This window comes from Pseudomonas baetica (assembly GCF_002813455.1).
Classification (GTDB): Bacteria; Pseudomonadota; Gammaproteobacteria; order Pseudomonadales; family Pseudomonadaceae; genus Aquipseudomonas; species Aquipseudomonas baetica.
In genome coordinates, this window is the sequence record NZ_PHHE01000001.1 from 703822 (window position 1) to 717159 (window position 13338).

General features: G+C 57.7%; 11 protein-coding genes. 8 read left to right on the forward strand and 3 right to left on the reverse strand.

What is annotated here, in order from left to right; all coding sequences use genetic code 11:
- Window positions 1–67: 67 nt before the first annotated feature.
- The 7 genes from ATI02_RS03210 to ATI02_RS03240 all read left to right on the forward strand — a co-directional run bounded on the left by ATI02_RS03210 (window position 68) and on the right by ATI02_RS03240 (window position 7339).
- Window positions 68–409, forward strand: a complete 342-nt coding sequence (locus ATI02_RS03210; protein ID WP_100845404.1) for a helix-turn-helix domain-containing protein — start codon at window positions 68–70, stop codon at window positions 407–409.
- The gene (locus ATI02_RS03215; protein WP_003223109.1) at window positions 406–777 is read left to right on the forward strand and encodes a hypothetical protein; all 372 of its coding nucleotides are present in this window, start codon (window positions 406–408) and stop codon (window positions 775–777) included. Before ATI02_RS03210 ends, ATI02_RS03215 begins: the two co-directional genes overlap by 4 nt.
- The gene (locus tag ATI02_RS03220; protein WP_100845405.1) at window positions 778–1185 is read left to right on the forward strand and encodes an SEL1-like repeat protein; all 408 of its coding nucleotides are present in this window, start codon (window positions 778–780) and stop codon (window positions 1183–1185) included. It abuts the gene before it with no gap.
- A 231-nt stretch (window positions 1186–1416) separates the two neighbouring features.
- Window positions 1417–6174 (forward strand): RHS repeat-associated core domain-containing protein, encoded by a 4758-nt coding sequence (locus ATI02_RS03225; protein ID WP_100845406.1) that lies wholly within the window; start codon window positions 1417–1419, stop codon window positions 6172–6174.
- 5 nt (window positions 6175–6179) lie between these two features.
- A complete protein-coding gene (locus tag ATI02_RS03230; RefSeq protein WP_100845407.1) occupies window positions 6180–6590 on the forward strand; it encodes a hypothetical protein in 411 nt (136 codons plus the stop codon).
- 183 nt (window positions 6591–6773) lie between these two features.
- Window positions 6774–6929 carry a hypothetical protein gene (locus ATI02_RS03235; RefSeq protein WP_238156268.1) on the forward strand — a complete coding sequence of 52 codons (156 nt, stop codon included), beginning with the start codon at window positions 6774–6776 and terminating at the stop codon, window positions 6927–6929.
- Entirely contained in the window at window positions 6923–7339 is a 417-nt protein-coding gene (locus ATI02_RS03240) for a hypothetical protein (RefSeq protein WP_100845408.1), read from the forward strand. The genes ATI02_RS03235 and ATI02_RS03240 overlap by 7 nt, the downstream gene beginning before the upstream one ends.
- 86 nt (window positions 7340–7425) lie before the next feature.
- Here ATI02_RS03240 and ATI02_RS03245 read toward each other — a convergent pair whose 3' ends face one another.
- Window positions 7426–9216: a bifunctional diguanylate cyclase/phosphodiesterase gene (locus tag ATI02_RS03245; protein ID WP_100845409.1), complete on the reverse strand. Its 1791-nt coding sequence runs from the start codon at window positions 9214–9216 to the stop codon at window positions 7426–7428.
- Window positions 9217–9350: 134 nt separating this feature from the next.
- Complete coding sequence (locus ATI02_RS03250; RefSeq protein ID WP_167394865.1) at window positions 9351–11435, reverse strand: carboxy terminal-processing peptidase; 2085 nt, start codon at window positions 11433–11435, stop codon at window positions 9351–9353.
- 138 nt (window positions 11436–11573) lie between these two features.
- On the opposite strand from ATI02_RS03250, the gene ATI02_RS03255 reads away from it, so the two are divergent.
- Entirely contained in the window at window positions 11574–12536 is a 963-nt protein-coding gene (locus ATI02_RS03255) for a zinc-binding dehydrogenase (protein ID WP_100845411.1), read from the forward strand.
- A 116-nt stretch (window positions 12537–12652) separates the two neighbouring features.
- Here the strand turns inward: ATI02_RS03255 and ATI02_RS03260 are convergent, their stop codons facing one another.
- Entirely contained in the window at window positions 12653–13306 is a 654-nt protein-coding gene (locus ATI02_RS03260; protein ID WP_100845412.1) for an HAD family hydrolase, read from the reverse strand.
- Window positions 13307–13338: the final 32 nt, after the last annotated feature.

Here is a 13338-nt window from a genome sequence, read left to right on the forward strand (position 1 = left end):
GCTGTTAGGATTACACTTCTAGGGAAAAGTGCCGACTCGCTAAGTGTTGTTGTCCTACGGGGTAGTCATGGATATTCAGATAATTGCACGCGATGGCGAACCCGAATATGCGGTTCTGCCATGGGCTCAGTATCAGTCTCTACTGAAAGCAGCAGGCATCAACGAAACACCGCCGCAGCAGGCACCAGCGCCACTCGCGGCAACAGCAGACCCGGTTCTTCCAGGTCTGGATCAATTACGCAGTTTGCGCGAAGGGAAGGGCATCGCCATCGAGGCGCTGGCCCGCACGGTAGGCATCAGCCCGTCTTATCTGGCCATGATTGAAAGTGGTGAGCGTCTGCCCGACGCCGCGATTCGCCGCAGCCTGGCCTGGGAACTGACGGTGCCAGGGTGGAGGGACGAATCGTGAGCGTACGCATCAGTCGTCAACATTGGGACGGATTGCTGGGAGAGCTGGACCAGGCGCGCAGGCAGCGCCATCTGCTGACCTATCGGGCCTTGCTTGAACGTTTGCAATTGCCGACGCCGGCGATGCAAACCCTGACGGCCGCACTTGAGCATCTGGCCGCACTGGATGCCAAGGCCGAACAGCCATTGCGCAGTTCTTTGGTCATCAGCCAGGGCGCCAGTCGCCTGCCGCGCACCGGTTTTTTTGAATGTGTCGAGCGTCTTGGGCGTTTTTCCGGGCCGTCCGATGGCGTTGCCGCCGCCTCTTGGCATGCATCGGAGGTGGTCAGGGTGTTTGAGTACGAGTACCCGGAATCGGCGGAGGCCTGAGTGTTTTTACAATTCAAGGCGCGGCTCGCCTACTGGCTGGCCCGGCGGCTGTTTCACTGGTCATGGTTTGTCCGCCAACCGCGCGGTTGGCGCTGGCTCGAAGGCCAGTTCGCGCGCATGGCCAACCTCGGCGACGTCGGTGCGCAGAGCTTTTACGGGCACATCCTGACCTTTCGTGGCGTGGGTTTGGGCGCGCGTGAAGAGGGGGTGCGGCTGCTGCGTCTGGCGGCACTGGCTGGCGATGGCAAAGCGGCCTATCAGGTCGGGGTGATCAGTCTTGCCGGTACACCGAGCAAGGCACCCGATGCGGTGGAGGCCGCGCGCTGGTGGGGCATGGCAGCCAAGGCCGGACACCCGTTGGCCGAGCTCAAATTGCAAGAGCTGAATGCTCGCGCTTCAACGCAGTAAATCTTTTAGGGTCTGTCCAATAAACATGGCGTGAGGGAAACCTCACGCCATGTTTTCGTTTGTACGCTTTGTAGTCATTTGCTTTTGCAGATTAGTCCTACAGCAAGCGCCTACTTGCCTGACTTCTTTCCTGAGTGATCCCCCGCACAGTTCCCGCGCCTAATTTTTGCGCGAGGGAACGCCCATGCTCGACCCGGTTATTCAGTCCACCCCGCACCCAAGCGTGCGCTGATGGAAGCCGTCACCCGTATCGAGCACGAACTCGACAGCTTCCCCGACACCCTCACTCTCTATCGCGAGCAGCTCAAACACTGGGTCAGCCGTGCTGCCGACAAAGTCAGCCATGCCGCGGATCTGCCGTCGCTGATGGGCATGGAGCGGATCATCCGCTTCGGCGAAAGCAGTACCGCCGTCAGCAGCAGCGACGATCAGTTTTTCTCCAGCGTCGTCCAGTGTCCGAAGGGCGGATGGATGCTGATCGAGAGCAAGTTCGAGTCGGTGTATGACATCCCGCTCGGCAACATCGTGGTTGACGTGGTGGCAGTGGATGGCGGCGAAACGACGCCCATCACCCTTGATGCCGTTGGCAAAGGCAAATTCAAGGGAACGCCGGGCAAGTTCTATCGTGTGCATGTACATCGCGAGGTTACCCCGCAGCAGGTCGAGGAACTGTTCAAGTCCTATGACGGTTTGACTGGCGAGCTGGATGGCTGGCTGCGCAGCGAGTGGCAGGGGTTCAAACCGCAGTGGTCGCAGTCAGTGGCGACGGCAGCGGGCAACGGCATGCTTGCCGGGAGTTGGGCGGCGATTGAGGGGGGGTGGGACAGCATCGGGATGCTGTCGGACATTCTCAAAGATCCTGGGGCGTTTGCCGAGCAATTGGGCAGTGGTGCAACTGATCTGATCAATCTGGCAGCCACCGCGCCTGAGGTGATGGAGCAGCTTCAACTGCTGGTCAGTGACGAGGCGGCCCTGTGTTTGCTGCTACGCACGGCGAGTCTCTGGCTGGAGATGTTGCCGCCCAGTGAGATCGCCGGCAAAACCGCTCAAGCGGCGTCGATGATGATCGTGCAATTGCTGATCGATGTGCTGATCAGCGTTGTGCTGACTTTCGCCAGTGGTGGCGCAGGGATCGCTTATTTGACGCTGCGTCTGGCTGATCGCGCGGTTCAGTTGCTGTCAGCGATGACGCGGTTGGTGAAGGTGCTGTTTGGCATCGTCAACGGCTTCATCAAGTACGTTGATCAATACAAAACCGTTGCCGCGCGCGGCATAGCGGCCGGCGTGAAAAAAGGCCGGGTGCAACTGCGCTGGAATGCCCGGCGCAATGCCTCGTTGAAGAGAGACGAACACCACGACGACGCCTCGGATCAGGCGAAAAACCCCAACGGCGACAGCGCCGATTGCGTGCCCTCGACCTGCACCAATGGCTGCCCGGTGTCGATGGTCACGGGTGAAGAACTGTTGACCCTGACGGATGGCACGCTCGATGGCGTGTTGCCGTTCGAGTTCACCCGGTTGTATCGCACCAGCGCCGCCGAGATCGATGTCGGGCTGGGGTTTGGCTGGAGCCATTCGCTGGCGCATCGGCTGGAGTTTGATGGCGATTTTGTTGTTTGGGTGGATCACGAAAATCGTCGCACTCAGTTTCCAGCGCCGAGTGTCGAGCGGCCGGCGATTCACAACAGTCTGTCGCGGGCGGCGATTTTTCTCGGGGATGAACCGCAGGAGTTGATTCTTGCGCTGGCGGGGGATGCGGCGCGGTTTTATCACTTTCGCACCGGGCGGCTGACGGCGATCAGTGATGCGTATGACAATCGATTGCGCATTTTGCGGGATCGGCAGGATCGCATTGAGCGTTTGGACAATGGCGCTGGGCGATCTCTATTACTGCGCTACGACCGCCAGCATTTGGTGGCCGTCGATTATCAGTCGTTTCAGCAGGCTGAATGGACGACTGAGCAAACCCTCGTCAGTTACCGCTACGACGCTTATCAGCACCTGATCGAAGCGTGTAATGCCGTCGGCGACAGCGAGCGCTACGACTACGACGATCAACACGTCATCCTCCAGCGCCAGTTGACCGGCGGCGCGAGTTTCTTCTGGGAGTGGGAACGGGCCGGGAAGTCGGCGCGTTGCGTGCGCCATTGGGCGTCGTTCTCGCAGATGAACACGCGTTATGTCTGGAGCGACGACGGCAGTGTTGCGGTGCATTACGTCGACGGCACCGAAGAAACCTACGTCCACGACGACCGGGCACGACTGGTGCGCAAGGTCGAGGCTGACGGTGGCGAGCACCTCAAGGCTTACGACGATCAGGGCCGATTGATCGCCGAGCAGGACCCTTTAGGCGCCATCACCGAATACCGCTACGACGATGTCGGACGGCTGATCGCGCTGCTTCCGCCGGATGACGAGCCAACGTCCTACGAGTACCGCAACGGTTTCCTGCACAGCCGCTCGCGTGGCGAAGCAGTGTGGACGTATCGGCGCAATGCCCAGGGCGATGTCACCGAAGCGGTTGATCCTGACGGTCATGTCAGCCATTACCACTACGACGCCCGTGGGCAATTGCTGTCGATCCGTTACCCGGACACCAGCCGCCATGTGTTGGCCTGGAATGATCTCGGCCAGTTAGTTGAAGAAACCCTGCCCGACGCTGGCGTGCGGCGTTTTTCCTACGATGCGCTCGGGCGACGGAGCGCAACGCAGGACGAACATGGCGCGATCACGCGTCAGCATTGGGACGCCGTGGGCCGACTGGTGCATACCACGTTTGCGGGCGGGGCCACCCGCGCCTACAGCTACGGCTCATATGGTCAAGTCACGGCTGAACGCGACGAACTCGGGCGCATCACCCGCTACGAGTATGACGACGACCTGCATCTGGTTTCGCGCAAGATCAACCCAGACGGCACGCGGGTGCAGTACCGCTACGACCATGCGCAACTGCTGCTCACCGAGATCGAAAACGAGTCCGGCGAAAAGTACCGTCTGGACTACACGTCCACCGGACTGATCCGACAGGAAACCGGCTTCGACGGTCGGCGCACGGCCTACGCCTATGACCTCAATGGTCACCTGCTGGAAAAGACCGAGTTCAGCGATGACGGCTCGACGTTGGTCACCGGATACGAGCGCGATGCCACCGGACGCTTGCTGATCAAAACCCTGCCGGACGGGATCAAGGTCGAATACCGCTACGACCGCCTCGGTCGTTTGGTCGGTGTCGACGACGGCCAGAAACATCCGCTGGCCTTCGAATACGACCTGCAGGACCGGCTGATCACCGAGCATCAAGGCTGGGGCACCCTGCGTTACACCTACGACGCCTGCGGCCAGCTCAAGCGCCAGCGTCTGCCGGACAACAGCAAGCTCGATTACCACTACGCCAAGGGCGGTGCGCTGACTGCGATCCACCTCAACGGCGCGCCACTGACGCAGCATGTCTACCGCGCCGGTCGCGAACAGCATCGCCAGCAAGGCCTGCTGCTCAGCGAATATGCCTACGACGATCAGGGCCGTTTGCTCGCCCACGCCGTAGGCCATGAGCACGCTTCGTTGTATCGGCACGATTATGCCTACAGCGCCAACGGCAATCTGCAACACATCGCCGACACCCGCCACGGCCAGCGCACCTACGGCTACGACGCCCTCGACCGGCTGATCCGCGTCCGTCATTCGCGCGACGAACTGCCGGAGTCCTTCGCCCACGACCCGGCCGGCAACCTGCTGATGCAGGACCGCCCCGGCCCGACGCAGATAAAAGGCAACCGCCTGCTGATGCAGGGTGACCGCCATTACGACTACGACGCCTTCGGCAATCTGATTCGCGAGCGCCGTGGCACCGGGCAGAAACTCGTCACCGAATACCGCTACGACAGCCAGCACCGCCTCATAGGCCTGACCCGTCCCGACGGCAAAACCGCGACGTACCAATACGACGCCTTTGGCCGACGCATCCGCAAAACCGTCGACGGCACCACCACCGAGTTTTTCTGGCAAGGCGACCACCTCGTCGCCGAAAGCAGCAAAACCCAGTACCGCAGCTACGTCTACGAACCCGGCACCTTTCGCCCGCTCGCACTGCTCGATGGCAAGGGCCCGAAAAAAGCCTGCCCGTTCTACTACCAGCTCGACCACCTCGGCACCCCGCAGGAACTCACCGACTACAGCGGCGAAATCGTCTGGTCAGCGCAATACGACGCCTACGGCAAAGTCGCCGCCATTACCCTCGCCGGCGAGGACTACCTGGACCAGCCGCTGCGCTTTCAGGGGCAGTACTTCGATGGGGAAAGTGGGCTGCATTACAACCGGCACCGGTATTACGACCCAAGGCTGGGACGGTATTTGACGCCGGACCCGATCAAATTGGCGGGCGGGTTGAATCAGTACCAGTACGTGCCGAATCCGACGGGGTGGGTGGATCCGTTGGGGTTGAGTTCCAATTGTCCGCCGCCGAATAAGCCGGGTTGTACGGTGCCGGGTAATGTGAGTGGCGCTAAGGTTGATGAAGGTGAGCCAGCGCTGCCGGCGCCACAATTAAGCGCGAGGGAGACTGCTAAGAGAGAGATCGTTAGGCTAAACGACAGTCAGGGAATGCATATGGTTGGTAAGCATGGCCCTGAGCTACCCGATGAAAAATTTAAACAAAGGGCTATCGATGGAACGGACCCGATTACGGGTCAACAAAGAAGAGGTCGAAATGCTGGTATAGGTAATCCGAGCTCAAGATTTTACAGTTGGGAAATAATGCTTGAAGCCTATGTCCTCGCAACAACTAGGGTTGAGCGCGGGCTTCCCCGTTACACCGGACAGGATAGTCAGGGTGCCAACGTTGTAAAGATGAGACTTTCTGAAGCTGGGGAAGGTTACAAACCAAATAGAGGAGATAAAGAAAATCCTAGATTAATTACCAATATGGGAGGGTTTGAAATGAAGTTTGATCCCATTACAGATGTACCATTTACTCTTTATCCTACTGAGTGATTTTTATGTTCATTGATCCTGAAACATTGAAGCCGTATCTGCCGAGTCCCGCATATTTTTTGTGTTGTTTTGATGTTTATGATCGTGAGGAAACCTTAGGTGAGGAGCTTGAAAAATATAATCCGAATGTTGCGGCGGATAGACGAGAGCTTATTCTAAGATATTGCATGCCTATGAAGCGGTCGTATCGGCAAAAATTTTTACTTGTTCAATGTCTGGAATTTGCGTTGGAAGAAAAGGGATACGATTTTAAATCTCTTTTTCAATATGATCCCGAGGCTTACTCCTCATTTCCGGATGGTTGGGATGAGATGGATGACTCAAGAATTTTTTTTGAAGATATATATCGACTAGCTATGATTGAATGGGCGGAGGATTTGAGGAAGGCTAGTCTGGAAGACCAGGCTACGTGGTAAGTGCGTTTAGTAAAGTATGTTGTAGTCATTGAGTAGTGAAGAAATATGTTTAGAGGCGTATACAGTTCGAAGTTTGCAACCCATCGAGCGCAGCTGAATGCTTATAATGAAGCGATGACAAGAGAGGCAAGGAAGATGTCGCGATTTACGGGCGAGGATAGTATGGGTAATTTGGTTGTGAGAATGGCTGCCGAAAATGTCGGGCGAGGATATGAACCTAATCCATTAAACCCATTAGAACCCCGCTTAATTGAAAATATGCGTGGATTTGAAATGAAGTTTGATTTTGAAACGTTGAACCCCATCGCCCTGTATCCGGTGGAGAATGTTGGATGTTGATTCATCCTTATTTTGATGTTCCATATAATCCCCAGTTAAAGCACTTTCTTGGAGGGTTTGATATATATGATCGTGAGGAAACGCTGGGTTCGGAGTTGGCGGAGTACGATCCAGAGTGTCCTTCGGATAGAGTGATTCTGATATCTAAATTTATCGTTAAAAGATTTTCTAGTTTGACTTTTCGGCACAAGTTTGTCTTGTTTTCTGTGCTGAATGAGGCACTGGATGGCGAAATAAGTAATCTTGCTGATGCTTTTAAACATGATCCTTTTTCTCATTCATTGCTTCCATTTGGTTGGAACGAAATGAAAGATCCGAAAGGTTTTTTTGAGCACGTACACTCTATCCTGTCCGAAGTCTGGGCTGATGATTTATACCTGGCCGGGCAGGAAGACTGTTCAATGTGGTAGCCGGCATTATAAGCAGAAGATAGAGTGACTTTACTGACCCCTTCGCGGGCAAGCCCGCTCCCACAGGGATTTGTGTTGTTTGGGAGTTAGCGTTGGCCGATTAGCTGCGGGGTATGGAGATTTGGGGGGGGGATGGTGTCGAGCACATGCACGCTATACCCCGGAACATTCTTCGCATGATGCTTCGCCTGGGAGGCCATTTCCGCAAGCTGACTAGCGTCGAGTTGCGCGCAGGCTTCGGGGTGCAGGTGGACCACGCCAATCGATAGCGAGAGTAGCGGGAACTCTTGGCGAATGCCTTGCCGATTCGGGGCAATGAAGCAGCCAGCCTCAAGATGCTCTGGCCGATAGAAACGCCGGCATTGGCTTTGAAAGTCGTCGAGCAACTGGTTGAGGCGTTTGCGCCAATCCTCGGGACCAAGGACCAGGAGAAAGTCGTCGCCGCCAATGTGGCCGACGAAGTCGCGCGACGGGTCGACGCGTTCGTTGAGGCATTGCGCCAGGCACAGCAGGACTTCGTCGCCGCGGCCGTAGCCGTAGATGTCGTTGAAGGGTTTGAAGCTGTCGATGTCGACGTAGCAGATGATTGATTCGCGGCCCTGTTGCAGCAGGCGGGTCAGGCATTGCTGGATCGGCACATTGCCGGGCAGCAGGGTCAGGGGGTTGGCGTAGCGGGCTTGCTGGATTTTCAGTACGGTGATCAGTTTGAGTACGTCGATTACCCGGCCGAGGCCGAGGTAGCCGCCGTTGAGGGTGATGATGAAATCTTCTTCGATGCGCTGACGGGCGCGGCTGGTGATCAGGCGACTTACCTGTTGCAGCGACTGACTCATTTCCACGGCGAGGAAGTCGTCGTTCATCAATCGGCTGATGGGTTTGCGTGCAAACAGGTCAGTGGCGAAAGGCTTGAGCAAGGCATCCGACAGCGAGTGACGATGGACAATGCCGCACGGTTGTCCTTGTTCGTTGAGCACGGCCAGTGAGTTGAGATTGGCCTGGCGGCGGAAGGCTTCCAGCACGGTGGCGGTCGGTGTGTCGCGATGCACGGCGGGCTGGTCGTTGAGCAGGGCGCTGAGATCGCTGCCTTCGTCGTTCAGGGCTACGGTGCTGCTGTCGTGTTTGGGCATCAACGCTCGGGCATCACGGGGTGGCTGTTCTTGTGGACGCCCCAGCAAGTAACCCTGCACCAAATCCACGCCCATCTCGGTCAGCACAGCTAACTCTTCTGGGAGTTCGATGCCTTCGGCGATGACTTGCGCCCTGGAAGCTTTGGCAATTTGCAGGATCGAGCCGACGAACTCTCGCTTCAACGCATCCTGATGAATGCCGTCGATAAAGTGCCGATCGATCTTCACGTAATCCGGACGCAGTTCTGACCAGAGGCGCAGGCTTGAATACCCGGCACCGAGGTCATCCAGTGCAATCGAGAACCCCATCGCCCGATAGTGATGCAGCGCAGTTTGCAGCAACTGGAAATCGTCGATTGGCGTCTGTTCAGTGAGCTCGATCACCACTTGGCTTGGCGGAATGCCGAAGTCTTGAAGTAATTGCAACGTCCGCCCAGGCTGATGCGCGGCTTCCAGCAAAGATTCCGGCGAGACGTTGAGAAACAGTTTGCCCGGCAGTTGCTGTTCATTGAAACGGCGGCAAGCGCTCTGACGGCAGGCGATCTCCAGTTCACTCAGACGTCCGGCTTGACGCGCCACCGCGAACAGCGCGATGGGCGAGTGAAGAGGGCTGTTGGACGGGCCCCTCGTCAGGGCTTCGTAGCCGAGAATGCGTCGTTCGGAGAGGCAGATGATCGGTTGGAACAGGCTGTGCAAGCCGCTTTGAGTCAGGATCGAGCTCAAGGCACTCAGCTGTTCGGTCGTGGTCATGGCAATCTCTGGCGATAAAAAAAGGACTGGGAGCGCTCTCGATGAAGAGAGTGGCTCCCAGTCCTTTATTGCACGACAGAATAATGACTGTTTGATGACGATCCGGGGATCGCCAGCATTAAATTGCCATCGTCTTACTTCTTGGCCACCTGATTGCTCAGCTTCAGGTAATCGAGCAGCACGCGCCCGGTTTCGCTCAGGTAGGCATCGTCTTCCGGTTTGACCTTGTCCGGCTCGGCGGCCGCGAGGGCGTCTTCGTCCTCTTTCTTCAGCTCTTTGAGCGGCTCTTCGCCTTTCGCCTTGCGACGGATGTTTTCCATCACCAGTTGCTTGGCGTCGATACCGGCGTGCTGGGCACGGCGATCGGCTTCATTGAGGCTGACGGTTTTTTCTTCCATCAGTTTCTGCGCCAGCGCCAGCTTGTCACGGATGAACACGAACTCGGCATCCTTGGCGGTGCGTGTGTCATGTTCAGACTTGAGCTGTGCCAGGAACGGTTTGAACGGATCGGCTGCAGGTTTGATCGCCGCGCGGATGGTGTCCCACGGCATGGCTTCCGGCAGGGCACTCTCGCCGATTTCCTTGGTGTCGATCAGTGACGGGTAGTCGATGTCCGGCAGAACGCCTTGGTGCTGGGTGCTCTGACCGGAAACCCGGTAGAACTTGGCCAGGGTCAGTTTCAGTTCGCCGTGGTTCAGCGGCTGAATGGTCTGCACGGTGCCTTTGCCGAAGGTCTGGCCACCGATGATCAGTGCACGGTGGTAGTCCTGCATGGCTCCGGCGAAGATCTCCGAAGCCGAGGCGGACAGGCGGTTGACCAGCAGCGCCATTGGGCCTTTGTAGAACGCACCCGGGTTTTCATCTTCCAGCACGTCGACGCGGCCATCGGCGTTACGCACGAGTACGGTCGGGCCTTTGTCGATGAACAGGCTGGTCAGCTCGGTAGCTTCCTGCAGAGAACCGCCGCCGTTATTGCGCAGGTCGATGACCACGCCGTCGACTTTGTCTTTCTGCAACTCGGTCAGCAGTTTCTTGACGTCGCGAGTGGTGCTCTTGTAGTCCGGATCACCGGCCCGGAACGCCTTGAAGTCGAGGTAGAAGGCCGGGATCTCGATGACGCCGAGTTTGTAGTCCTTGCCGTCCTGTTTCAGGTTCAGCACGGACTTCTTCACGGCCTGGTCTTCGAGCTTCACCGCTTCACGGGTGATCGGCACGATCTTGGTGGTCTGGTCGTTTGGTGCATTGCTGGCCGGAATCACTTCCAGGCGCACCACGGTGCCTTTGGGGCCACGGATCAGCTTGACCACTTCGTCCAGACGCCAGCCGACCACGTCGACCATCTCTTTGTTGCCTTGGGCAACACCGATGATCTTGTCGGCCGGGGCCACCTGTTTGGTCTTGTCGGCAGGGCCGGCAGGCACCAGACGCACGACTTTCACCTGATCGTTGTCGCTCTGCAACACGGCGCCGATGCCCTCCAGGGACAGGCTCATGTTGATGTCGAAGTTTTCCGCGTTATCCGGCGACAGATAGTTGGTGTGCGGATCATAAGACATGGCGAAGGTGTTGATGTACGCTTGGAAGATGTCTTCCGGACGGGTCTGATCCAGACGCGACAACTGGTTCTTGTAGCGCTTGGTCAGGGTTTCCTGGATCTGCTTGGGCTCTTTGCCGGCGATCTTCATCCGCAGCACTTCGTCCTTGACGCGTTTGCGCCACAGGTCGTCGAGTTCGGCGGTGGATTTGAGCCAAGGGGCGTCCTTGCGATCGATCAGCAAGGTTTCCTTGGTGGTGAAGTCCATCTTGTCGACGCCTTTGTTCAGCTCGGCAAGGGCGAAGTCCAGACGCGCCTTGACGCGATCCAGATAGCGCTTGTAGATGGTGAACCCGGCGTTGAGGTCGCCGCTTTTCAGGAAGTCGTCGAACTGGGTCTTCCACTTGTCGAATTCGCTGATGTCGCTGGCCATGAAGTAGCTGCGCGACGGATCCAGCAGCTTGAGGTAGCTGTCATAGATGATCACCGAGCGCGCATCGTCGAGCGGCGGCTTGCTGTAGTGGTGACGCTTGAGCAACTCGACGACATTCAGGCTGGCGATGACTTCATCGCGATCAGGCTGCAACTTGTCCCAGCTGTTGGCTGCGAATGTAGTGCCCGACACCGGCAACAGGCCGATGCCGATGAATAGAGCGAGGGCGGTGCTGGGGAGCAAATGCTTCATGCTGATTCGACGCGGGGACAATTGATAACGCATATTAGGCCGTCTTTGAAGTCGCCGGTTCTACGAGAGCCGGTCGCATAATGCAAAAAGCCCGGCGCTACAGCTTCGGGCTCAGTCCAGACTCACTATGGAGGCACTGTGAAGGCATTGCAAGGCGTGGAAGGTCAAGTGGCATGGGTTGAAGAGCCGAGTCCTACGTGTGATGTAGGACAAGTTCGCATTCGGGTGGCGGCAGCCGGCCTCAATCGCGCCGATTTATTACAGAAAGCCGGTCTCTATCCGCCACCTCCCGGTGCGAGCCAAGTACTCGGTCTTGAGTGTTCCGGGGTGATCAGCGAGGTGGGCGCGGGCAGTTCGTGGCAGGTCGGCGATCGGGTTTGCGCCTTGCTGGCCGGGGGCGGCATGGCTGAAGAGGTGGTGGTCGACGGGCGGCACGTGCTGCCGGTTCCCGAAGGCGTATCGCTGATCGAGGCGGCAGCATTGCCTGAGGTTTACGCAACAGTCTGGCTGAATGTGTTTCAGCTTGCGGCGCTCAAACCGGGTGAGAAAGTTCTCTTGCACGCCGGCGCAAGTGGGATTGGTTCAGCCGCTATTCAGCTGTGCAAGGCGTTTGGCAACCCATGTTGGGTCAGCGTCGGCTCGGCCGAGCGTTTGGCTTACTGTGAGGCGCTGGGAGCCCAGGGCGGGGTGGTGCGCACCGATGACCTGGAAAGCCTGCGTGACTTCGGCCCGTTCGACGTGATCCTTGATCCGGTCGGCGGCAACTATGCGGCGCTGAACCTCAAGCTGACGGCGCTGGACGGGCGCTGGGTGCTGATCGGGCTGATGGGTGGGCGTGAGGCGAAACTGGATCTGGCGCAGGTGTTGGCCAAGCGCGTGCAGTTGCTCGGCTCGACACTGCGCAGTCGTGACGATCAGTTCAAGGCGGATCTGTTCAGCGACTTGAGCCAGCATGTCTGGCCGCTGTTTGCCGAAGGGCGGTTGAGTCCGCAGTTGGCCAAGGCTTTTGCGGTGAAAGACGCCGAGGCGGCGTTTGCCGAGCTGGCGAGCAATACGGTTTCGGGGAAACTGGTGTTGGTGATTGACAACAGCCTGAGCTGAAACATCATTCTCCTGTGGGAGCGGGCTTGCTCGCGAAAGGGTCTGATCAGTCAGCATTACTGTTGAGTGAAAGACCGCATTCGCGAGCAAGCCCGCTCCCACATTTGGATCTTTATTTACTTCCAGTTGTGGATTGGCCAGTTAGCCTTTTGAGCGTGCTCAAGCAGAACCGGATCCGGATTGACCACATGCGGGAAATCCACCTTCAGCAACAATGGCAGGTCATTGCGTGAGTCGGAGTAAAAACTCGCACCTTCCAGATTCTCTTCTTCTGCATCCAGCCATTCCAGCAATCGGGTGATCTTGCCTTCGCGGTAGGTCAGGGTGCCAACGGTGTGGCCACTGTAAACACCATGGGCGACTTCCAGTTCGATCCCCAGCACCTCGTCAATGCCCAAACGGTCGGCAATCGGTTTGACCAGGTGCGTGCCCGACGCCGAGATCACCAGAATCCGGTCACCGGCCTTGCGGTGAGCGGCGATGGTTTTGGTCGCGTCGCTGAAGATGATCGGTTCGATGAAGTCTTCCACCCACGGGCCGACCAGATGCTCGACTTCTTCCGGCGTGCGGCCGATCAGCGGTTCGAGGCTGAAGTCCATGTAGTCTTCCATACGCAATTTGCCATGGCTGTAGGCGTCCATCAGTTCGTTGTTCTTGCGCATGAACGACTCGGGATCGACCCAGCCCAAACGGCCCATCTGCTCGCTCCAGAGGGTGGCGCAGTCGCCGTGGATCAGGGTTTCGTCCAGATCAAAAATTGCCAGGGCCATCAGTGCAGTTCTCTCTTCAACGTCAGCAAAGT